Below are 19601 nucleotides of genomic sequence, written 5' to 3' on the forward strand. Positions count from 1 at the left end.
TCTAAACATAGCATAAGCCCAATATGGAAGGAGAAATACCTAATGAAACGCGAATTCTCTCTAGAGAATACTCGTAATATTGGGATCATGGCTCACATTGATGCTGGTAAAACAACAACAACTGAGCGTATCCTTTATTACACAGGTAAGATTCACAAAATCGGTGAAACTCATGAAGGCGCTTCTCAAATGGACTGGATGGAGCAAGAGCAAGAACGTGGTATCACAATCACTTCTGCTGCGACAACAGCTCAATGGAAAGGCAACCGCGTAAACATCATCGATACTCCTGGACACGTAGACTTCACTGTAGAAGTAGAACGTTCTTTACGTGTACTTGACGGCGCAGTAACTGTACTTGATGCTCAATCGGGTGTTGAACCTCAAACAGAAACTGTATGGCGTCAAGCTACAACTTACGGTGTACCACGTATCGTATTCATTAACAAAATGGATAAAATGGGTGCAGACTTCCTATATTCTGTAGGTACTTTACACGAGCGTTTACAAGCAAATGCTCATCCAATCCAATTACCAATTGGTGCGGAAGATGAATTCAAAGCAATTATTGACTTAGTAGAAATGGATGTAACTTACTACGATAACGAAGAAGGTACAGCATTACGTGAAGGTCAACCAATTCCTGAAGAATATCAAGCTCAAGCAGATGAGTACCGTGAAAAGTTAATCGAAGCAATTGCTGAAGTTAATGAAGAAATCATGGAAAAATACTTTGCTGGTGAAGAAATTACTAAAGAAGAGCTTAAAGCGGCTATCCGTAAAGCGACAATCGCAGTAGAATTCTATCCAGTAATCTGTGGTACAGCATTCAAACACAAAGGTGTTCGTAAAATGCTTGATGCAGTTATCGACTACTTACCATCTCCAGTTGATGTACCTGCTATTAAAGGTACAACTCCAGATGGTGATGAAACTGAACGTCCATCTTCAGACGAGGCGCCATTCGCAGCTTTAGCATTTAAAGTTATGACTGACCCATTCGTAGGTAAATTAACGTTCTTCCGTGTGTACTCTGGTGTTCTTGAATCAGGTTCATACGTACAAAACTCTTCAAAAGGTAAACGTGAGCGCGTAGGTCGTATCCTACAAATGCACGCAAACAGCCGTGAAGAGATTTCAAAAGTATTCGCTGGTGATATCGCAGCTGCTGTAGGTCTTAAAGATACAACAACTGGTGACACTCTTTGTGAAGAGAAAAACCTTGTTATCCTTGAGTCTATGGAGTTCCCAGAGCCAGTTATCTCTCTTTCTGTAGAACCTAAATCTAAAGCTGACCAAGATAAAATGGGTCAAGCTTTACAAAAGCTACAAGAAGAAGATCCAACATTCCGTGCACATACAGACCAAGAAACTGGTCAAACAATCATCTCAGGTATGGGTGAGCTTCACCTTGATATCTTAGTTGACCGTATGCGTCGTGAATTTAAAGTAGAAGCTAACGTTGGTGCTCCAATGGTATCTTACCGTGAAACATTCCGTGGCTCTGCTCAAGTTCAAGGTAAATTTACTCGTCAATCTGGTGGTCGTGGTCAATACGGTGACGTATGGATCGAGTTCTCTCCAAACGAAGAGGGTAAAGGCTTTGAATTCGAAAATGCTATCGTTGGTGGTGTAGTTCCACGTGAATATATTCCAGCTGTTGAAGCAGGTCTTCGTGACTCGCTTGACCGCGGTGTAATCGCTGGTTATCCATTAATCGACATCAAAGCGAAATTATTCGATGGTTCATACCATGATGTTGACTCAAACGAAATGGCATTTAAAATCGCTGCATCTATGGCACTTAAAGCTGCTGCATCAAAATGTAGCCCAGTTCTTTTAGAGCCAATGATGAAAGTTGAAGTTGTAATTCCTGAAGAATATCTTGGTGATATCATGGGTAACATCACTTCTCGCCGTGGCCGCGTAGAAGGTATGGAAGCTCGCGGTAACGCTCAAGTTGTTCGTGCGATGGTTCCACTTTCAGAAATGTTTGGATATGCAACAACTTTACGTTCTGCAACGCAAGGTCGTGGTGTATTCTCAATGGTATTCGATCATTATGAAGAAGTACCTAAATCAATCTCTGAAGAGATCATCAAAAAAAATAAAGGTGAATAATTGAAATTTCATCTTGCATAAAGTATAACTAATTTGTAAGCTATGATTGCAGGATAGGGGATGGGCCCGTTCTCTATCAGCATTCATTCTATAAATTTTAAATCTAAAACATACAATTTTGAGGAGGCAATCTCTAATGGCTAAAGAAAAATTTGACCGTTCTAAAACGCATGCTAACATTGGTACAATCGGACACGTTGACCATGGTAAAACTACTTTAACTGCTGCAATCGCTACAGTTCTTTCTAAAAAAATGGGTGGTACAGCTAAATCTTACGCTGACATCGATAACGCTCCAGAAGAAAAAGAGCGTGGTATCACAATCAATACTTCTCACGTAGAATACGAAACAGCTACTCGTCACTATGCACACGTTGACTGCCCAGGACACGCTGACTATGTTAAAAACATGATCACTGGTGCTGCTCAAATGGACGGCGGTATCTTAGTAGTATCTGCTGCTGATGGCCCAATGCCACAAACTCGTGAACACATCCTTTTATCTCGTCAAGTAGGTGTTCCATACTTAGTAGTATTCATGAACAAATGTGATATGGTTGACGACGAAGAATTATTAGAATTAGTAGAAATGGAAATCCGTGACCTACTATCTGAATATGACTTCCCAGGTGACGATATTCCTGTAATCAAAGGTTCTGCTCTTAAAGCTCTTGAAGGTGAACCAGAATGGGAAGAAAAAATCGTTGAATTAATGGACGCTGTAGATTCTTACATCCCAACTCCAGAACGTCAAACTGACAAACCATTCATGATGCCAGTAGAGGACGTATTCTCTATCACTGGTCGTGGTACAGTTGCAACTGGCCGTGTTGAACGTGGTCAAGTTAAAGTTGGTGACGTAGTTGAAATCATCGGTATTGCTGAAGAAGCTAAATCTACTACTGTAACTGGTGTAGAAATGTTCCGTAAATTATTAGACTATGCTGAAGCTGGAGACAACATCGGTGCTTTACTTCGTGGTGTAGCTCGTGAAGAAATCCAACGTGGTCAAGTATTAGCTAAACCAGGTTCAATCACTCCACACACTAACTTCAAAGCTGAAGTTTACGTTTTATCAAAAGAAGAGGGTGGCCGTCATACTCCATTCTTCTCTAACTACCGTCCTCAGTTCTACTTCCGTACAACTGACGTAACAGGTATCTGTAACTTACCAGAAGGCGTTGAAATGGTAATGCCTGGTGACAACATCGAAATGACAGTTGAACTTATCGCTCCAATCGCTCTAGAAGAAGGTACTAAATTCTCTATCCGTGAGGGTGGCCGTACTGTAGGCGCTGGCGTAGTTGCTTCTATCCAAAAATAATTTTAGCTTATGCTAATTTCAAACCAATCTGTAGGGACGCCTACAGATTGGTTTTTTTGTGTTAAAATAAAGGGAAAATAAGGTTTTTATTAGTTTATGTGTATATAGTTGTTAGCATGTCATTTAGAAAAAATATTTAAAAAGAAAGGCGTTTTGAATATGGAAATGAAAATATTGCTGATTGAAGATGATCCTTCTATTTTTAGGATGATTCAAGAACGGTTTGCGCAGTGGTCATTACATGTTTTCGGACCTAAAAATTTTCAAAAAGTAATGGATGATTTTATAGAGGAGAAGCCTCATCTTGTGCTAATCGATATTCAATTGCCTGCCTTTGACGGCTTTCACTGGTGTCGAGAAATCCGTCATCTTTCAAAAGTACCAATTCTTTTTCTATCTTCCCGAGATCATCCTATGGATATGGTAATGGCCATGCAAATGGGGGCAGATGATTTTATACAAAAGCCCTTTCATATGGAAGTGTTACTTGCAAAAGCACAGGCTATATTGCGAAGAACATATGACTATGTTGATGATAAAATGGACGTCACACGTTTTAATGATGCTGTTATTGATTATGCTAGAAGTGAAATTATGTATGACGGGAGTATCGCTTCATTAACTAAAAATGAGCTCTTTATATTACGGATTTTAGTAGAAAATGCTAATCATATTGTTTCGAGAGATGAGTTAATGAGAAAACTGTGGGATGATGAACGTTTTGTAAACGATAATACTTTGTCGGTAAATGTTAATCGATTACGTACAAAGTTAGAGGATATTGGTTTACGTGATGTGATTCAAACGAAAAAAGGCCTGGGGTATATGGCAGTGAGCCAAGGGATGTGAGTAATTTGATATTATTTATTAGAGAACGCATTGCATGGATAGGCTTTTTTATCTTCATTATTGTAATGTTAAATATGTTATTTCTTCTAGATGTTGGTTTAAATAGTGTCTCCATTTGGTATGTTAACGTTAGTTTGCTTGTTAGCTTTTCACTTTTTTTGATGTGGCGTTATGTTTTTGAAGTTGGGAAATTAAAAGATTTCCTGGGAAATATGGATAGCCATCTTGATGATGCACATAAAGGCGGCCTTGCTTTAACTCCTTTTCAGGATGTATGCTTTCGAAAAGTTGAAGATATCCTTGATGAGAAGAACAGGGAATTAAATCAAGCTAAAGTGCAGCTACAAGAGTATTCAGATGAGTTATTGGCCTGGGTTCATGAAGTAAAGGCACCTTTAACAACCATTAATTTAATGTTAGAACATGTTGAAGACTTACAACTGCGTCGAAAATTAGAGAATGAATGGCTGAGGTTACATCTTTTGGTTGACCAACAGCTGCATCTAACAAGGTTAGCCTCAATTGAAAAGGATAATTATTTAAATAAAGTTGAACTGAAACCGATCGTATATAAAGAAATCAGGGATTTGCAAGCATGGTGTATTGAAAAGGGGATTGGCTTTGAAGTCGATGAGCTCACAGAGTCGGTTACAACGGATCCTAAATGGCTGGCGTTTATTGTTCGACAAATACTCTCAAATGCCATCAAGTATAGTCCAGCAAGTTCTGAAATAACGATCTTTACTGAACTTGACCCAACCGGAGCCACTTTATTACATATTAAAGATGTAGGTATTGGAATACCCTTGGAAGATCTACCTAGAATTTTTCAAAAATCGTATACAGGAACAGCAGGAAGAGAATCCTCACAATCTACAGGAATGGGTCTTTATTTAGCGTATAATGTAGCCCAGAAAATTGGTATTCGTATTAATGTTCAATCGAGTGTTGGGGAAGGCTCATTATTTACGTTGCGTTTCCCATTACAAAATGAATATATCAAACTAACAGGTAGATGACGAAAATGTCACCTACCTTTTTATATTGTCATGTAAAACGCACGAATGTTCAGATGTGACAGGGTATACTTGGAATATAGAAAGGGGCGCTATCAAGTGACAGTTTTAATTGGTCGTAAGATAAAGAAAGTATATGGTAAAAAATCAACCGCTCAAGAAGTATTAAAGGGTATTGATTTAGAAGTGAATAAAGGAGAGTTCGTAGGGATTATGGGTCCTTCTGGCTCTGGGAAAACAACACTTTTAAACGTCTTATGCTCAATTGACTTTGCGACAGAAGGTGTTATTGAAATAAACGGTCATAATTTGCGTGGTATGAAAGAAAAGGCTTTAGCGAACTTCCGTCGAGAGCAGCTTGGTTTCATTTTTCAAGATTATAATTTATTGGACACTTTAACAGTAAAGGAGAATATTCTTCTACCGTTAGCGATCAGTAAGTTACCGAAAGCTGTTGCAGAAAGTCGAGTGAAGGAACTCACATCCTTACTAGGTATCACTGAAATTTTAAATAAATATCCTAACGAAATATCAGGTGGGCAAAAACAGCGTACATCTGCTGCTCGTGCACTTATTACGAATCCATCGTTAGTGTTTGCTGACGAGCCTACTGGTGCATTAGATTCAAAATCAGCCACAGCCTTGCTCCAAAATCTACAAAACATTAATGAGACAAAAGAAGCGACAATCATGATGGTTACGCATGATGCTGTCGCTGCAAGCTTCTGTACACGTGTTTTATTTTTAAAAGACGGTCATATTTATAGTGAGCTATATAAAGGCGATAAAACAAGACAGGCTTTCTTTCAGGAAATCATGCATACTCAAGGTGTGCTAGGCGGTGATGGTTATGAGTCTTAGTAAGTTAGTGCTAAAGAGTATGAAGAAAAATATGAAGCACTACTATCTATATTTTTTTGCACTTATTTTTAGTGTTACTTTATATTTTTCCTTTGTAACATTGCAAAATAATTCTGAAGTATGGGACGCTGTTCAAATGAGCGGAACGGCCACAGCAGGATTTAAGGCAGCAACTTATATTCTATATTTTATCGTTTTGTTCTTCGTCCTATATGCAAATCACTTATTTATGAAGCGACGTAGCAAGGAAATCGGCTTGTACCAATTGATAGGCATGACAAAGGGATTGATTGTCCGTTTATTAGCAATCGAAAACATTTTATTATTTGTTGGGGCTGTTATTTTAGGAATGCTTGCTGGTTTCTTTAGCTCTCGTGTATTTGCGATGATTTTATTACGTGTACTTGAAAAAGAAGCGCTTGTAACTATGACGTTTAGTACACAGGCATTACAGCAGTCAATGATTGTCTTTACCATTCTTTTAATCATTGTCCTTGTACAGATGGCTTGGATGATCCATCACGTTTCATTATTATCATTATTTAGCGCAGCCAAACAAGCAGACGAGCGTGTAAGACGTTTTAGTGCATTACAAATGGCAATTGGCTTTATCGGGCTTGTCCTGATTGTTTATGGCTACTATGCGTCAACAAAGTTATTTGATATTGAATCTGCAGGTAACCTATTTATCAATATGATTATCATATTAGCTACTACAATAGGCGGGACATTCCTTGTCTTTCGTTTCTCAGTCGCATTTATTATGAATACGATTCGTTTAAAGAAAAAAGGGCATCTATCAATTCGAGATGTACTAGCATTAACGCCAATTATGCATCGTATGAAGAGTAACGCAAAGTCTTTAACACTTATCACCGTGTTAACTGGTGTATCGCTAGGTGTAACGACTTTATCCTATATCGCCTACTATTCGTCAGAGGCATCTGCATATAGCCAAGTACCAGGTGATTTCATTCTGCTTGAGGGGCAAGGTACTCAATTTTTAGATGAGTTAGAGAACAATAACATTGCCTATGATAAAGTAGATTATCGTTTACAAGGTGTAACAGCTTCGGTAGGTCAATTAATGTCTAAAAAGCAAAAGGATAATCCTTTATATACAATGGAAGGAACCATTTATACCATCCCACTTTCGGATTATCAGCAAAGTGTTCCAGAAGCCTCATTAACAGGTAACGATGTTATTTTAACAAACTATGGAGGGTATATGGCCGAGATGTTCCCCTTAGAGAAGGATCATGACTTAAATGTAACGGCAGGGGAGCTGAAGGAAACATTTCACGTTGTAGAAGTTCATGATAAAAGTATTATTAGTGGTGTTGTAACAGCTGGTGGTGGCGGCCCAATCTTTGTTGTGACAGATGATATGTTTACAAAATTATCTACACAATCAGAGTTTTATCCTTGGCACCAACAAACAACCATTACTTTAAAGTCAAAAGAGGAGTTAGAAAGAGCAGAGGAACTATATATTCAAACTAAAGCGGGTGTTGTTACGGCTACAGAACCTGAAGGTGAGACACAGCAATATACTCAATCATCTTATGAAGGGAAACGTAAAGATAATATTGAGTCATTAGGTCTTACAATCTTTACAACAGCATTTTTAGGATTAGCATTTTTAATGACGACTGGTAGTATTCTATACTTCAAACAAATGTCAGAGGCAGAGGAAGAGCGTGGTTCCTATACGATCCTAAGAAAAATTGGTTTTGCAGAAAGAGATATAATGAAGGGCATATATATGAAGCAAGCGTTTAATTTTGGTGTTCCATTAGTTATTGGCTTACTGCATAGCTATTTTGCTGTTAAATCAGGTTGGTTCTTATTTGGCACCGAGTTAACGGCCCCATTATGGATTGCGATGTGCTGTTATATCGCTTTATATACAATTTTCGCCATCCTTTCGGTAGGGTACTATAAAAAAGTGGTACGAGAATCATTGTAACAATTTAATAATGAGAAACTCAAAACAGTGTGATGATTCTATTTCACACTGTTTTTATTTTGAAACCGTGAAAATCCTTGACTTTCAATTATCAGAATAATAAAGTTTAACATGTTAGTAATTTAGCAAGTGAAAGTGAAGTGTGGTTATGAATGCAGTTATAATGGCGGTAGCCGTTATGTTAATATTAAGCTTACTCCGAATTAATGTGGTTCTTTCCTTAGTTTTAGGAGCCTTTGTTGGTGGCCTGACAAGTGGGATGGGCATTGAAGCAACCGTCCAATCCTTTACAGAAGGGTTAGGGGCAGGAGCAACAATTGCTTTAAGCTATGGTCTTCTTGGCGGTTTTGCTATTGCCATTGCCAAAACAGGAATACCAGAATTAATGATTGCTGGAATGTTAAACATCCTCAACGGAGAAAGTAATAGAAAAGGGTTAGTGAAGGTCTTAATTTTTTTCCTTATTTTCGTGATGTCTATTTTATCTCAAAATGTCATTCCTATTCATATTGCTTTTATTCCATTAATGATACCTCCCATTTTAAAAATTTTAAATATGTTGGAAGTTGATCGACGTATAATTGCAACCCTAATTGCTGTAGGCTTAATAGGTACTTACAGTTTTGTGCCTGCTGGTTTTGGAGCGATTTTTCAAGATATCGTGGCAACGCAAGTGTCGGAGGCTGGAATGACAGTATCTTCACGTGATGTTCCTGCAGCAATGGCGATCCCAGTGCTAGGCATGCTGGTAGGGTTGATTATGGCTTTCATTATTTATCGTAAGCCACGACAGTATAGACAGGATGATGTGGAGACGGAATCATTAAATGTTAACGTCACCAAGTATGTTATGTTTTCTACTGGACTTGCATTAGTTGTAGCGTTATGTGCGCAAGTACTAACAGATTCAATGATTGTAGGTTCGTTCGCTGGCATTATGATCATGTATTTTACAGGTGCGCTTAAATGGAAAGAGGCAGATGATATTCTATCTGAAGGAATGAAGATGATGGCCTTTATCGGGTTTGTAATGATTGCGGCAAATGGTTTCGCAGCAGTTATTAATGCTACTGGCGATGTGGACAGTTTAATTACAAGCTCTATTACTATTCTACAAGGAAATAGAAGTCTAGCGATCTTTATCATGTTGGTTGTTGGTTTAGTTGTAACGATGGGGATTGGTTCATCGTTCGCAACAGTGCCTATTATTGCTACGTTATTTGTTCCTTTAGCACAAGGGTTAGGATTGAGTCCTTTAGCAATACTATGTTTAATTGGTACGGCAGGTGCGTTAGGAGATGCAGGCTCTCCAGCTTCAGATTCAACACTTGGACCGACTGCAGGTTTAAACGTAGACGGACAGCACCATCATATTTGGGATACCTGTGTCCCGACATTTATTTTTATTAACATTCCCCTGATTGTATTTGGCTGGATTGCCTGTGTTTTCTTTTTATAAGTTAGAAGTAGTTTCTATAAACTATAGAGACTACTTCTAACAAGTTGTTTGAAATGTCCGAAAACGTTGATATAACAACCTTAAGTGTTGCATTATGTTTTAAAATTTTATATACTAGTAAACGGCTTAAATAAGCGAAGAAAATAGTAGTACTAAGAATATCTGCAACATTTAAAAGAATTTAGCGAAAAGACTTGCTTATTCTTTTTTTATTGTATATAATGTTGAATGTTGGTCTTTGACTGCGATGAAGCGAGAGGTTGCCGACACACCCGGCCGCTTTGCCATGGCGGTGTGTGGGAGAATTTTCGTGGAGAATGTCTAGAAAATAGGCGAGAAGGAGGGAAAATAATGGCAAAACAAAAGATTCGTATTCGTTTAAAAGCGTATGATCACCGTATTTTAGATCAGTCTGCTGAGAAAATTGTGGAAACTGCAAAACGTTCAGGTGCAAGTGTATCAGGTCCGATTCCACTTCCAACTGAGAAGTCTGTGTACACAATTCTTCGTGCGGTTCACAAGTATAAAGATTCTCGTGAACAATTCGAGATGCGTACGCATAAACGTCTGATCGATATCGTTAACCCAACACCACAAACTGTTGATGCGTTAATGAAACTTGATTTACCATCTGGCGTTGATATCGAAATCAAACTTTAATGGTAAAAACAATATAACTTTTTAAAACTTACAGGAGGTGTGACAAATGGCTAAAGGAATCTTAGGTAGAAAAATTGGTATGACACAAGTTTTCGCTGAAAACGGCGATTTAATCCCGGTAACAGTTATCGAAGCTACTCCAAACGTAGTTCTTCAAAAGAAAACTGTTGAAACAGACGGCTACGAAGCAATTCAAGTTGGTTTCGAAGATAAGCGCGTTAAGCTTTCTAATAAACCAGAACAAGGTCACGTAGCAAAAGCGAACACTGCTCCTAAGCGCTTCATTCGTGAATTCCGCAACGTGAACGTGGAAGAATACGAAGTTGGTCAAGAAGTCAAAGTAGAAATTTTCGCAGAAGGCGATGTAATTGATGTAACAGGTGTTACTAAAGGTAAAGGTTTCCAAGGTGTTATCAAACGCCACGGTCAATCTCGTGGTCCAATGGCCCACGGTTCTCGTTACCACCGTCGTCCTGGTTCAATGGGTCCAGTTGCTCCGAACCGCGTATTCAAACAAAAGAAATTACCTGGTCAAATGGGTGGCAATGTAGTTACAATCCAAAACTTAGAAATCGTGAAAGTTGATACAGATCGTAACTTACTACTTGTTAAAGGTAATGTTCCTGGTTCTAAAAAAGCTCTAGTTACAGTAAAAACTGCAATTAAAGCTAAGTAATCACTTCAGGAAAGGAGGAAACAGGAATGACAAAAGTATCTGTACTTAGTCAAACAGGTGCTTCAGTTGGTGAAATCGAATTAAACGATGCGATCTTCGGAATCGAGCCAAATGAAGCAGTATTATTCGACGCTGTAGTAGCTCAACGTGCTTCTCTTCGTCAAGGTAATCACAAGGTTAAAAACCGTTCTGAGGTTGCTGGTGGTGGTCGTAAACCATGGCGTCAAAAAGGAACTGGTCGTGCTCGTCAAGGTTCTATCCGTTCTCCACAATGGCGCGGCGGTGGTATCGTATTCGGTCCTACTCCACGTAGCTACTCTTATAAATTACCTAAAAAAGTTCGTCGTTTAGCTCTTAAATCAGCTTTATCAGCTAAAGTAGTAGAACAAAACTTCTTAGTTCTTGATGCTCTAACTCTAGCAGCACCAAAAACAAAAGAATTCACAAAAATTCTTAAAGATCTTTCTTTAGAGAAAAAATCTTTATTCGTAACTGCTGACCTAGATGAAAACGTAGCATTATCTGCTCGTAACATCCCAGGTGTAACAGTTTTAACTGCAAATGGAATCAACGTTCTTGATCTATTAGGTCATGATAAAGTTGTATTCACTAAATCTGCAGTAGAAAAAGTTGAGGAGGTGCTTGGATAATGGAAGCACGTGATATTTTAAAACGTCCGGTCATTACTGAGCGTTCTTCAGAACTTATGGCAGAGAAAAAGTATACTTTCGAAGTAGACACTCGCGCTAACAAAACTCAAGTAAAAGACGCTGTAGAAGAAATCTTTGGCGTAAAAGTTGAGAAAGTAAACGTTCTTAACTACAAAGGTAAATTCAAGCGTGTTGGCCGTTACGGTGGTTACACTAACAAACGTCGTAAAGCGATTGTTAAATTAACTGCTGATAGCAAAGAAATCGAATTATTCGAAATGTAATCCTTAATGGATATATGATTTGAACACTCAAGAAGGAGGGAAACACAATGGCGATTAAAAAGTATAAACCTACCTCTAATGGTCGTCGTAACATGACGTCATTAGACTTTGCGGAAATTACAACTAACAAGCCTGAGAAATCATTGCTTGAACCAACTAAACGCAAAGCTGGTCGTAACAACCAAGGTAAAATCACTGTTCGTCATCATGGTGGTGGTCATAAGAAGCAATACCGTGTTATCGATTTCAAACGTGTTAAAGATGGCATTCCGGCAAAAGTTGCTACTATTGAATATGATCCAAACCGTTCTGCGAATATCGCATTAATCAACTACGCTGATGGAGCAAAAGCTTACATCTTAGCACCAAAAGGTCTAGAGGTTGGTCAAACAATCGTTTCTGGTCCAGATGCTGATATTAAAGTAGGTAACGCATTACCATTAGCAAACATTCCAATGGGTACAACAATCCATAACATCGAGTTAAAACCTGGTAAAGGTGGACAATTAGTACGTTCAGCTGGTACTTCTGCTCAAGTACTTGGTCGTGAAGATAAGTACGTAATCGTTCGTCTACAATCTGGTGAAGTACGTTTAGTTTTAGCTACTTGCCGCGCTACAATCGGTCAAGTTGGTAACGAACAACACGAACTTGTACACATCGGTAAAGCAGGTCGTAGCCGTTGGTTAGGTAAACGCCCAGAAGTTCGTGGTTCTGTAATGAACCCTAACGATCACCCACACGGTGGTGGTGAAGGACGTTCTCCAATCGGACGTAAATCACCAATGACTCCTTGGGGTAAACCAGCACTTGGTTACAAAACTCGTAAGAAGAAAAACAAATCGGATAAATTTATCATCCGTAGTCGTAAAAAATAAAGTGATTAAACTACGGTTCTATGTGAGAGCCGTGGTGGAATCACGGAGGGAGGTTCCTACATGGGTCGCAGCTTGAAAAAAGGACCTTTTGTTGATGACCACTTAATGAAAAAAGTGGAAGCACAAGAGGCTTCTGAGAAAAAACAAGTTATTAAAACTTGGTCACGCCGTTCTACAATCTTCCCGAACTTCATCGGTTTAACGATTGCTGTATATGATGGACGTAAACATGTTCCTGTATACGTAACAGAAGATATGGTAGGCCATAAACTTGGTGAGTTCGCACCGACACGTACTTACAAAGGTCACGGTGCAGACGACAAGAAAACAAGACGCTAATTTTGAGAGGAGGTAAATCCTAATGACACAAGCTAAAGCTATCGCTCGTACAGTACGCATTGCTCCTCGTAAAGTACGTCTAGTTGTAGACTTAATCCGAGGTAAGCAAGTTGGTGAAGCAGTTGCAATTTTACGTCATACTCCAAAAGCGGCGTCTCCAGTCGTTGAGAAAGTATTAAAATCTGCAGTTGCTAACGCTGAGCACAATTACGATCTTGACATCAACTCTTTAGTAGTTTCTGAAGTATTTGTTGACGAAGGTCCAACATTAAAACGTTTCCGTCCACGTGCACAAGGACGTGCAAGCGCAATTAACAAACGCACAAGCCACATTACTCTAGTGGTATCTGAGAAGAAGGAGGGTTAATCCGTGGGTCAAAAAGTACATCCAATAGGACTACGCGTTGGTATTATTCGTGACTGGGAGTCAAAATGGTACGCTGAAAAAGACTATGCAACTCTACTTCACGAAGACATCAAAGTGCGTAAATATATTGAAACGGCTCTTAAAGACGCTTCTGTTTCTAAAGTAGAAATCGAACGTGCTGCAAACCGTGTAAACATTACAATTCACACTGCGAAACCAGGTATGGTAATCGGTAAAGGTGGTACTGAAGTTGAAAACCTTCGTAAATACCTTAGCGATTTAACTGGTAAACGTGTACACATCAACATTATCGAAATCAAACGTGCTGATCTTGACGCTCGTCTAGTAGCTGAAAACATCGCTCGTCAATTAGAAAACCGTGTATCATTCCGTCGTGCGCAAAAGCAAGCGATCCAACGCACAATCCGCGCTGGTGCAAAAGGAATTAAAACACAAGTATCTGGTCGTTTAGGTGGCGCTGATATCGCGCGTGCTGAACATTATAGTGAAGGAACTGTTCCACTTCATACTCTACGTGCTGACATCGACTATGCACACGCAGAAGCTGATACTACTTACGGTAAATTAGGCGTTAAAGTATGGATCTACCGTGGTGAAGTTCTTCCTACGAAGAAATCTGTGGAAGGAGGCAAATAATATGTTATTGCCTAAACGCGTTAAATACCGTCGTGAACACCGCGGCAACATGCGTGGCGAAGCGAAAGGCGGTAAAGAAGTAACTTTCGGCGAATGGGGCTTACAAGCTCAAACTGCTAGCTGGATTACTAACCGTCAAATCGAATCTGCTCGTATCGCGATGACTCGTTACATGAAACGTGGCGGTAAAGTTTGGATTAAAATCTTCCCACATAAACCTTACACTAAAAAACCTCTAGAAGTCCGCATGGGTTCTGGTAAAGGTTCTCCTGAAGGTTGGGTAGCAGTAGTTAAACCAGGAAAAGTAATGTTCGAAATTGCTGGCGTATCTGAAGAAGTTGCACGTGAAGCACTTCGTTTAGCATCACACAAACTTCCTGTTAAATGTAAGATCGTAAAACGTCAAGAAACTGGTGGTGAATCTAATGAAAGCTAATGAAATCCGTGACCTTGCTACTTCTGAAATAGAATTAAAAGTGAAATCACTGAAAGAAGAGCTTTTCAACCTTCGCTTCCAATTGGCGACTGGTCAATTAGAAAACACAGCTCGTATTCGTGAAGTGCGTAAAGCAATCGCGCGTATGAAAACTGTTATTCGTGAAAGAGAAATCAGTGCAAATAACTGATAAAGGAGGTTTTCAAGTATGACTGAGCGCAATCAACGCAAAGTTTACACGGGCCGCGTTGTTTCAGATAAAATGGACAAAACTGTAACTGTTTTAGTTGAAACTTACAAAAAGCACAAGCTTTATGGTAAGCGTGTAAAATACTCTAAAAAGTTTAAAGCTCATGATGAGTTAAACACAGCGAAAATCGGTGATATCGTACGTATCATGGAAACTCGCCCGCTATCAGCTACTAAACGTTTCCGTCTAGTAGAAGTTGTAGAAAAAGCGGTTATTATTTAATAACTATTTCGGAACAACCAATTTCCGAAGGGAGGTAACCTAAGTGATCCAACAAGAAAGTCGTATGAAAGTTGCTGACAACTCAGGTGCACGTGAAGTTCTTACAATTAAAGTGCTTGGTGGCTCTGGCCGTAAAACTGCTAACATCGGTGATATCGTTGTTTGTACAGTTAAGAAAGCAACACCAGGTGGCGTTGTCAAGAAGGGTGACGTTGTTAAAGCTGTTATCGTTCGTACTAAATCAGGCGTTCGTCGTAAAGACGGCACGTACATCAAATTTGATGAAAATGCTTGTGTAATTATTCGTGATGATAAATCACCACGCGGAACTCGTATTTTCGGACCTGTTGCACGTGAACTACGTGACAGCAACTTCATGAAAATCGTTTCTCTAGCTCCAGAAGTTCTTTAATTTCATGACAGTGCCAATCAAGGAGGTGCGACAGCATGCATGTAAAAAAAGGTGACAAGGTTAAGGTGATCACTGGTAAGGATAAAGGCAAAGAAGGCGTAATCCTTGCAGCTTACCCAAAACAAGATCGCGTTCTTGTTGAAGGTGTGAACATCGTGAAAAAACACGTTAAACCTAACCAATTGAATCCACAAGGTGGTATTGTAAGCCAAGAGGCTGCAATTCACGTTTCGAACGTAATGCTAATCGATCCTAAATCTGGCGAGCCGACTCGTGTAGGTTATAAAATCGAAAACGGTAAAAAAGTTCGTGTAGCAAAAAAATCAGGTGCAGTAATCGACTAATTAGTATAAATAGAAGGGAGGTACACACATGAGCCGCCTAAAAGAAAAATATTTAAATGAAGTTTCACCTGCTCTTATGAGCAAATTTGGATATAAATCAGTTATGCAACTACCAAAAGTTGAGAAAATCGTTATCAACATGGGTGTTGGTGATGCAGTTCAAAACTCAAAAGCGCTAGATGCAGCTGTTGAAGAATTAACAATTATCACTGGTCAAAAACCAGTAGTAACTAAAGCGAAAAAATCGATCGCAGGTTTCCGTCTTCGTGAAGGTATGCCTATCGGTGCTAAAGTTACATTACGCGGTGAGCGTATGTATGAATTCTTGGACAAATTAATTTCTATCTCACTACCTCGTGTACGTGACTTCCGTGGTGTTTCTAAAAAAGCATTCGATGGTCGCGGTAACTACACTTTAGGTGTTAAGGAACAATTAATTTTCCCAGAAATCGATTACGATAAAGTTTCAAAAGTACGCGGTATGGACATCGTGATCGTAACGACAGCGAATTCTGACGAAGAAGCTCGCGAGTTATTGACACAATTCGGTATGCCGTTCCAAAAGTAATCAAACAAGGAGGGCGAAAACGTGGCTAAAAAATCTATGATCGTTAAACAACAACGTAAGCAAAAGTTTAAAGTGCAAGAGTATACACGTTGTGAACGCTGTGGTCGTCCACATTCAGTATATCGCAAATTCAAACTTTGCCGTATTTGTTTCCGAGAACTTGCATATAAGGGACAAATTCCTGGCGTGAAAAAAGCCAGCTGGTAATCCCCTAATTTGGGAAGGAGGTAAATGTAATGACAATGACTGATCCGATTGCAGATATGCTTACTCGCATTCGTAATGCGAACATGGTTCGTCACGAGAAGTTAGAAGTACCAGCTTCCAACGTGAAAAAAGAGATCGCTGAAATTTTAAAGCGTGAAGGTTTCGTACGTGACGTAGAATACGTGGAAGACAACAAACAAGGTATCATCCGTATCTTCTTAAAATACGGTAAAGATAACGAGCGTGTTATCACTGGCTTAAAACGTATTTCTAAACCTGGATTACGTGTATATGCTAAAACAAATGAAGTACCTAAAGTATTGAACGGTCTTGGTATCGCTTTAGTGTCAACTTCACAAGGTTTATTAACAGATAAAGAAGCTCGCGCTAAACAAGTTGGCGGAGAAATTCTAGCATACGTTTGGTAATTAGCAATAAATGAATGGAGGTGCAACTAAATGTCTCGTGTAGGTAAAAAAATTATCGAGGTACCTGCTAACGTAACTGTTACTGTTGATGCAAACAACACTGTTACTGTTAAAGGTCCTAAAGGCGAACTTGTTCGTTCTTTCCACCAAGATATGAAAATTGAGCAAGAAGGTAACGTAATCACTGTATCTCGTCCTTCTGAATCAAAAGAACACCGCACAAACCACGGTACTACTCGTGCGCTTCTTGCGAACATGGTTACTGGTGTTTCTGCAGGTTTCGAAAAAGCTTTAGAACTTATCGGTGTTGGTTACCGTGCGCAATTACAAGGTAAAAAACTTGTACTTAACGTTGGTTACTCTCATCCAGTAGAGTTCACACCTGAAGATGGTCTTGAAATTGAAGTTCCTTCTAACACTAAAATCATCGTAAAAGGTATCAGCAAAGAACGCGTTGGTGCTCTTGCATCTAACATCCGTGACGTTCGTCCACCAGAGCCTTATAAAGGTAAAGGTATTCGTTATGAAGGCGAATATGTACGTCGTAAAGAAGGTAAAACAGGTAAATAATGCTGCTTAAGCATTAGAAAGGAGTGACCCTTGTGATTACGAAACAAGATAAAAATCAGGTTCGTAAAAAACGTCATGCTCGTGTACGTTCTAAAATTTCGGGTACTGCTGAGCGTCCACGCTTAAACGTATTCCGTTCTAACAAGAACATTTACGCGCAACTTATCGATGACGTAGCAGGCGTAACAATTGTTAGCGCATCTTCTCAAGAAAAAGGTTTCGAAGGTGCTGGTAGCAATGTTGACGCAGCAACTAAAGTCGGTGAAACAATCGCAAAACGCGCTACGGAAAAAAATATTACTGCTGTAGTATTTGACCGTGGTGGTTACTTATATCATGGACGCGTTAAAGCTTTAGCTGAAGCTGCACGTGAGAACGGTTTAGAATTTTAATAAGAAGGAGGGACACATTTCATGAGTCGTATTGACGCAAACAAACTTGGAGAACTTGAAGAACGCGTAGTTACTATTAACCGTGTTGCTAAAGTTGTTAAAGGTGGACGTCGCTTCCGCTTCACAGCATTAGTTGTAGTTGGCGATAGAAACGGTCATGTTGGTTTCGGTACTGGTAAAGCTCAAGAGGTGCCAGATGCTATCCGCAAAGCTGTTGAAGATGCGAAGAAAAACTTAATCGAAGTGCCACGCGTAGGTGGAACAACTCCACACTTAGTGCAAGGTCGCTTTGGTGCAGGAGAAATCCTAATCAAACCTGCTGCTCCTGGTACAGGAGTTATCGCTGGTGGTCCAGTACGTGCCGTACTAGAACTTGCTGGTATTACTGATATTCTTTCAAAATCACTTGGATCTAACACACCAATTAACATGGTGCGTGCTACAATTCAAGGTTTAACTGAATTAAAACGCGTAGAGGACGTAGCTAAATTACGTGGTAAATCAGTGGAAGAACTATTAGGATAAGGGGGGAAAGATAATGGCTAACAAATTAGAAATCACCCTTACTAAATCTGTGATTGGTACTAAACCTGCACAACGCAAAACTGTTGAAGCTTTAGGTTTACGTAAATTACACCAAACTGTAGAGAAAGCTGATAACGCAGCTACTCGCGGTATGCTTGATAAAGTAGCTCACTTAGTTACTGTAAAAGAAATTTAATTTTCAATTATTGAACAAGGAGGTGCCACCCACTATGAAACTGCATGAGTTAAAACCAGCAGAAGGTTCTCGTAAGCAACGCAATCGCGTTGGTCGTGGTATCGGTTCTGGTAACGGTAAAACAGCAGGTAAAGGTCATAAAGGTCAAAACGCTCGTTCTGGTGGCGGTGTACGCCCAGGCTTTGAGGGCGGTCAAAACCCATTATTCCGTCGTTTACCTAAACGTGGCTTTACGAACATCAACCGTAAAGAATACGCGATCGTTAACCTTGATGCTTTAAACCGTTTCGAAGACGGTGCAGAGGTAACTGCTGCATTATTACTTGAAACTGGTCTAGTGAGCAACGAAAAAGCTGGAATTAAAGTTCTTGGTAACGGAACTCTTAATAAAAAGCTTACTGTTAAGGCTCATAAATTCTCAGCTTCAGCTAAAGAAGCAATTGAGAATGCCGGCGGAACTACTGAGGTGATTTAATGTTTCAGACAATCTCTAACTTTATGCGTGTTCGAGATATAAGAAATAAAATCATTTTCACTCTTTTAATGTTAATCGTTTTCCGTATTGGAACATTTGTTCCGGTACCTAACGTTGACGCTAATGTATTAAAGGCAACTGATGAGTTTAACCTCGTTGGTTTCCTCAATACTTTTGGCGGTGGTGCTTTAAAGAACTTCTCCATCTTTGCGATGGGGATTATGCCTTACATCACAGCCTCAATCATTGTTCAGTTATTGCAAATGGACGTAGTACCGAAATTTGCTGAGTGGGCAAAGCAAGGTGAAGTCGGAAGACGTAAGCTTGCACAATTCACTCGCTACTTTACTATTATTCTTGCTTTTATCCAATCATTCGCAATGTCATTCGGTTTTAACAGAATGTACGGTGGATCATTGATTAAAGAAGAAGGCGTTCTAACGTATGTTACAATTGCTATAGTATT

The 19601-nt window shown here is 39.4% G+C and carries 29 protein-coding genes; all 29 read left to right on the forward strand.

Features of this window, described 5'->3' with window-relative positions; translation table 11 throughout:
• Nucleotides 1-42 precede the first annotated feature (42 nt).
• Nucleotides 43-2121, forward strand: a complete 2079-nt coding sequence (gene fusA, locus RT445_RS07655; RefSeq protein ID WP_274794958.1) for an elongation factor G — start codon at nucleotides 43-45, stop codon at nucleotides 2119-2121.
• 136 nt (nucleotides 2122-2257) lie between these two features.
• Nucleotides 2258-3445 carry an elongation factor Tu gene (gene tuf / locus RT445_RS07660; protein ID WP_274794957.1) on the forward strand — a complete coding sequence of 396 codons (1188 nt, stop codon included), beginning with the start codon at nucleotides 2258-2260 and terminating at the stop codon, nucleotides 3443-3445.
• A gap of 159 nt (nucleotides 3446-3604) precedes the next feature.
• Entirely contained in the window at nucleotides 3605-4294 is a 690-nt protein-coding gene (locus RT445_RS07665; protein ID WP_274794956.1) for a response regulator transcription factor, read from the forward strand.
• A complete protein-coding gene (locus RT445_RS07670) occupies nucleotides 4291-5313 on the forward strand; it encodes a sensor histidine kinase (RefSeq protein ID WP_312506409.1) in 1023 nt (340 codons plus the stop codon). Before RT445_RS07665 ends, RT445_RS07670 begins: the two co-directional genes overlap by 4 nt.
• 96 nt (nucleotides 5314-5409) lie before the next feature.
• Complete coding sequence (locus RT445_RS07675; protein WP_274794954.1) at nucleotides 5410-6171, forward strand: ABC transporter ATP-binding protein; 762 nt, start codon at nucleotides 5410-5412, stop codon at nucleotides 6169-6171.
• Nucleotides 6161-8140 (forward strand): FtsX-like permease family protein, encoded by a 1980-nt coding sequence (locus tag RT445_RS07680; protein ID WP_312506410.1) that lies wholly within the window; start codon nucleotides 6161-6163, stop codon nucleotides 8138-8140. The genes RT445_RS07675 and RT445_RS07680 overlap by 11 nt, the downstream gene beginning before the upstream one ends.
• Nucleotides 8141-8288: 148 nt before the next feature.
• Nucleotides 8289-9599, forward strand: a complete 1311-nt coding sequence (locus RT445_RS07685) for a Na+/H+ antiporter family protein (RefSeq protein ID WP_274794952.1) — start codon at nucleotides 8289-8291, stop codon at nucleotides 9597-9599.
• Nucleotides 9600-9950: 351 nt separating this feature from the next.
• Nucleotides 9951-10259, forward strand: a complete 309-nt coding sequence (gene rpsJ / locus RT445_RS07690) for a 30S ribosomal protein S10 (protein ID WP_004233624.1) — start codon at nucleotides 9951-9953, stop codon at nucleotides 10257-10259.
• A gap of 46 nt (nucleotides 10260-10305) precedes the next feature.
• Nucleotides 10306-10935 carry a 50S ribosomal protein L3 gene (gene rplC, locus RT445_RS07695; RefSeq protein WP_004233625.1) on the forward strand — a complete coding sequence of 210 codons (630 nt, stop codon included), beginning with the start codon at nucleotides 10306-10308 and terminating at the stop codon, nucleotides 10933-10935.
• A 26-nt stretch (nucleotides 10936-10961) separates the two neighbouring features.
• Nucleotides 10962-11585 (forward strand): 50S ribosomal protein L4, encoded by a 624-nt coding sequence (gene rplD, locus RT445_RS07700; RefSeq protein ID WP_004233626.1) that lies wholly within the window; start codon nucleotides 10962-10964, stop codon nucleotides 11583-11585.
• Nucleotides 11585-11869, forward strand: coding sequence for a 50S ribosomal protein L23 (gene rplW / locus RT445_RS07705; protein WP_004233628.1), 285 nt, complete (start codon nucleotides 11585-11587; stop codon nucleotides 11867-11869). The genes rplD and rplW overlap by 1 nt, the downstream gene beginning before the upstream one ends.
• A gap of 47 nt (nucleotides 11870-11916) precedes the next feature.
• Nucleotides 11917-12747 (forward strand): 50S ribosomal protein L2, encoded by an 831-nt coding sequence (gene rplB / locus RT445_RS07710; protein ID WP_036124661.1) that lies wholly within the window; start codon nucleotides 11917-11919, stop codon nucleotides 12745-12747.
• A gap of 60 nt (nucleotides 12748-12807) precedes the next feature.
• A complete protein-coding gene (gene rpsS / locus RT445_RS07715; protein WP_004233637.1) occupies nucleotides 12808-13086 on the forward strand; it encodes a 30S ribosomal protein S19 in 279 nt (92 codons plus the stop codon).
• A 22-nt stretch (nucleotides 13087-13108) separates the two neighbouring features.
• The gene (gene rplV / locus RT445_RS07720; protein WP_004233639.1) at nucleotides 13109-13453 is read left to right on the forward strand and encodes a 50S ribosomal protein L22; all 345 of its coding nucleotides are present in this window, start codon (nucleotides 13109-13111) and stop codon (nucleotides 13451-13453) included.
• 3 nt (nucleotides 13454-13456) lie between these two features.
• Nucleotides 13457-14110 (forward strand): 30S ribosomal protein S3, encoded by a 654-nt coding sequence (gene rpsC, locus RT445_RS07725; RefSeq protein WP_004233642.1) that lies wholly within the window; start codon nucleotides 13457-13459, stop codon nucleotides 14108-14110.
• A 1-nt stretch (nucleotide 14111) separates the two neighbouring features.
• Nucleotides 14112-14546, forward strand: coding sequence for a 50S ribosomal protein L16 (gene rplP, locus RT445_RS07730; protein WP_004233644.1), 435 nt, complete (start codon nucleotides 14112-14114; stop codon nucleotides 14544-14546).
• Nucleotides 14536-14736, forward strand: coding sequence for a 50S ribosomal protein L29 (rpmC, locus tag RT445_RS07735; RefSeq protein WP_004233646.1), 201 nt, complete (start codon nucleotides 14536-14538; stop codon nucleotides 14734-14736). Before rplP ends, rpmC begins: the two co-directional genes overlap by 11 nt.
• A gap of 18 nt (nucleotides 14737-14754) precedes the next feature.
• Nucleotides 14755-15018 (forward strand): 30S ribosomal protein S17, encoded by a 264-nt coding sequence (gene rpsQ, locus RT445_RS07740; RefSeq protein WP_004233648.1) that lies wholly within the window; start codon nucleotides 14755-14757, stop codon nucleotides 15016-15018.
• 43 nt (nucleotides 15019-15061) lie between these two features.
• Nucleotides 15062-15430, forward strand: coding sequence for a 50S ribosomal protein L14 (gene rplN, locus RT445_RS07745; RefSeq protein WP_004233650.1), 369 nt, complete (start codon nucleotides 15062-15064; stop codon nucleotides 15428-15430).
• 35 nt (nucleotides 15431-15465) lie between these two features.
• Nucleotides 15466-15774: a 50S ribosomal protein L24 gene (gene rplX / locus RT445_RS07750; RefSeq protein ID WP_053482809.1), complete on the forward strand. Its 309-nt coding sequence runs from the start codon at nucleotides 15466-15468 to the stop codon at nucleotides 15772-15774.
• Nucleotides 15775-15802: 28 nt separating this feature from the next.
• Nucleotides 15803-16342 carry a 50S ribosomal protein L5 gene (gene rplE, locus RT445_RS07755; RefSeq protein ID WP_004233654.1) on the forward strand — a complete coding sequence of 180 codons (540 nt, stop codon included), beginning with the start codon at nucleotides 15803-15805 and terminating at the stop codon, nucleotides 16340-16342.
• Between the two features lie 21 nt (nucleotides 16343-16363).
• Nucleotides 16364-16549, forward strand: coding sequence for a type Z 30S ribosomal protein S14 (locus RT445_RS07760; RefSeq protein WP_004233656.1), 186 nt, complete (start codon nucleotides 16364-16366; stop codon nucleotides 16547-16549).
• Between the two features lie 29 nt (nucleotides 16550-16578).
• Nucleotides 16579-16977 (forward strand): 30S ribosomal protein S8, encoded by a 399-nt coding sequence (rpsH, locus tag RT445_RS07765; RefSeq protein WP_004233658.1) that lies wholly within the window; start codon nucleotides 16579-16581, stop codon nucleotides 16975-16977.
• Between the two features lie 30 nt (nucleotides 16978-17007).
• A complete protein-coding gene (gene rplF, locus RT445_RS07770) occupies nucleotides 17008-17547 on the forward strand; it encodes a 50S ribosomal protein L6 (protein WP_274794950.1) in 540 nt (179 codons plus the stop codon).
• Between the two features lie 32 nt (nucleotides 17548-17579).
• Nucleotides 17580-17939: a 50S ribosomal protein L18 gene (gene rplR, locus RT445_RS07775; protein WP_274794949.1), complete on the forward strand. Its 360-nt coding sequence runs from the start codon at nucleotides 17580-17582 to the stop codon at nucleotides 17937-17939.
• A gap of 21 nt (nucleotides 17940-17960) precedes the next feature.
• Nucleotides 17961-18464, forward strand: coding sequence for a 30S ribosomal protein S5 (gene rpsE, locus RT445_RS07780; protein WP_004233664.1), 504 nt, complete (start codon nucleotides 17961-17963; stop codon nucleotides 18462-18464).
• A 13-nt stretch (nucleotides 18465-18477) separates the two neighbouring features.
• Nucleotides 18478-18660, forward strand: a complete 183-nt coding sequence (gene rpmD / locus RT445_RS07785) for a 50S ribosomal protein L30 (RefSeq protein WP_004233668.1) — start codon at nucleotides 18478-18480, stop codon at nucleotides 18658-18660.
• Between the two features lie 34 nt (nucleotides 18661-18694).
• Nucleotides 18695-19135 carry a 50S ribosomal protein L15 gene (rplO, locus tag RT445_RS07790; protein WP_004233670.1) on the forward strand — a complete coding sequence of 147 codons (441 nt, stop codon included), beginning with the start codon at nucleotides 18695-18697 and terminating at the stop codon, nucleotides 19133-19135.
• Nucleotides 19135-19601, forward strand: a 467-nt coding sequence (locus RT445_RS07795) for a preprotein translocase subunit SecY (protein ID WP_396631795.1), incomplete at its 3' end; no start/stop codon positions are given. The genes rplO and RT445_RS07795, both read left to right, overlap by 1 nt.

It is taken from the genome of Lysinibacillus sp. (assembly GCF_032093475.1).
Taxonomy (GTDB): Bacteria; Bacillota; Bacilli; order Bacillales_A; family Planococcaceae; genus Lysinibacillus; species Lysinibacillus irui.

Coding starts and splice junctions, on each gene's coding strand:
- fusA (WP_274794958.1), top strand. CDS start 43: ATGAAACGCGAATTCTCTCTAGAGAATACTCGTAATATTGGGATCATG.
- tuf (WP_274794957.1), top strand. CDS start 2,258: ATGGCTAAAGAAAAATTTGACCGTTCTAAAACGCATGCTAACATTGGT.
- RT445_RS07665 (WP_274794956.1), top strand. CDS start 3,605: ATGGAAATGAAAATATTGCTGATTGAAGATGATCCTTCTATTTTTAGG.
- RT445_RS07680 (WP_312506410.1), top strand. CDS start 6,161: ATGAGTCTTAGTAAGTTAGTGCTAAAGAGTATGAAGAAAAATATGAAG.
- RT445_RS07685 (WP_274794952.1), top strand. CDS start 8,289: ATGAATGCAGTTATAATGGCGGTAGCCGTTATGTTAATATTAAGCTTA.
- rpsJ (WP_004233624.1), top strand. CDS start 9,951: ATGGCAAAACAAAAGATTCGTATTCGTTTAAAAGCGTATGATCACCGT.
- rplC (WP_004233625.1), top strand. CDS start 10,306: ATGGCTAAAGGAATCTTAGGTAGAAAAATTGGTATGACACAAGTTTTC.
- rplD (WP_004233626.1), top strand. CDS start 10,962: ATGACAAAAGTATCTGTACTTAGTCAAACAGGTGCTTCAGTTGGTGAA.
- rplW (WP_004233628.1), top strand. CDS start 11,585: ATGGAAGCACGTGATATTTTAAAACGTCCGGTCATTACTGAGCGTTCT.
- rplB (WP_036124661.1), top strand. CDS start 11,917: ATGGCGATTAAAAAGTATAAACCTACCTCTAATGGTCGTCGTAACATG.
- rpsS (WP_004233637.1), top strand. CDS start 12,808: ATGGGTCGCAGCTTGAAAAAAGGACCTTTTGTTGATGACCACTTAATG.
- rplV (WP_004233639.1), top strand. CDS start 13,109: ATGACACAAGCTAAAGCTATCGCTCGTACAGTACGCATTGCTCCTCGT.
- rplP (WP_004233644.1), top strand. CDS start 14,112: ATGTTATTGCCTAAACGCGTTAAATACCGTCGTGAACACCGCGGCAAC.
- rpmC (WP_004233646.1), top strand. CDS start 14,536: ATGAAAGCTAATGAAATCCGTGACCTTGCTACTTCTGAAATAGAATTA.
- rpsQ (WP_004233648.1), top strand. CDS start 14,755: ATGACTGAGCGCAATCAACGCAAAGTTTACACGGGCCGCGTTGTTTCA.
- rplX (WP_053482809.1), top strand. CDS start 15,466: ATGCATGTAAAAAAAGGTGACAAGGTTAAGGTGATCACTGGTAAGGAT.
- rplE (WP_004233654.1), top strand. CDS start 15,803: ATGAGCCGCCTAAAAGAAAAATATTTAAATGAAGTTTCACCTGCTCTT.
- rpsH (WP_004233658.1), top strand. CDS start 16,579: ATGACAATGACTGATCCGATTGCAGATATGCTTACTCGCATTCGTAAT.
- rplF (WP_274794950.1), top strand. CDS start 17,008: ATGTCTCGTGTAGGTAAAAAAATTATCGAGGTACCTGCTAACGTAACT.
- rpsE (WP_004233664.1), top strand. CDS start 17,961: ATGAGTCGTATTGACGCAAACAAACTTGGAGAACTTGAAGAACGCGTA.
- rpmD (WP_004233668.1), top strand. CDS start 18,478: ATGGCTAACAAATTAGAAATCACCCTTACTAAATCTGTGATTGGTACT.
- rplO (WP_004233670.1), top strand. CDS start 18,695: ATGAAACTGCATGAGTTAAAACCAGCAGAAGGTTCTCGTAAGCAACGC.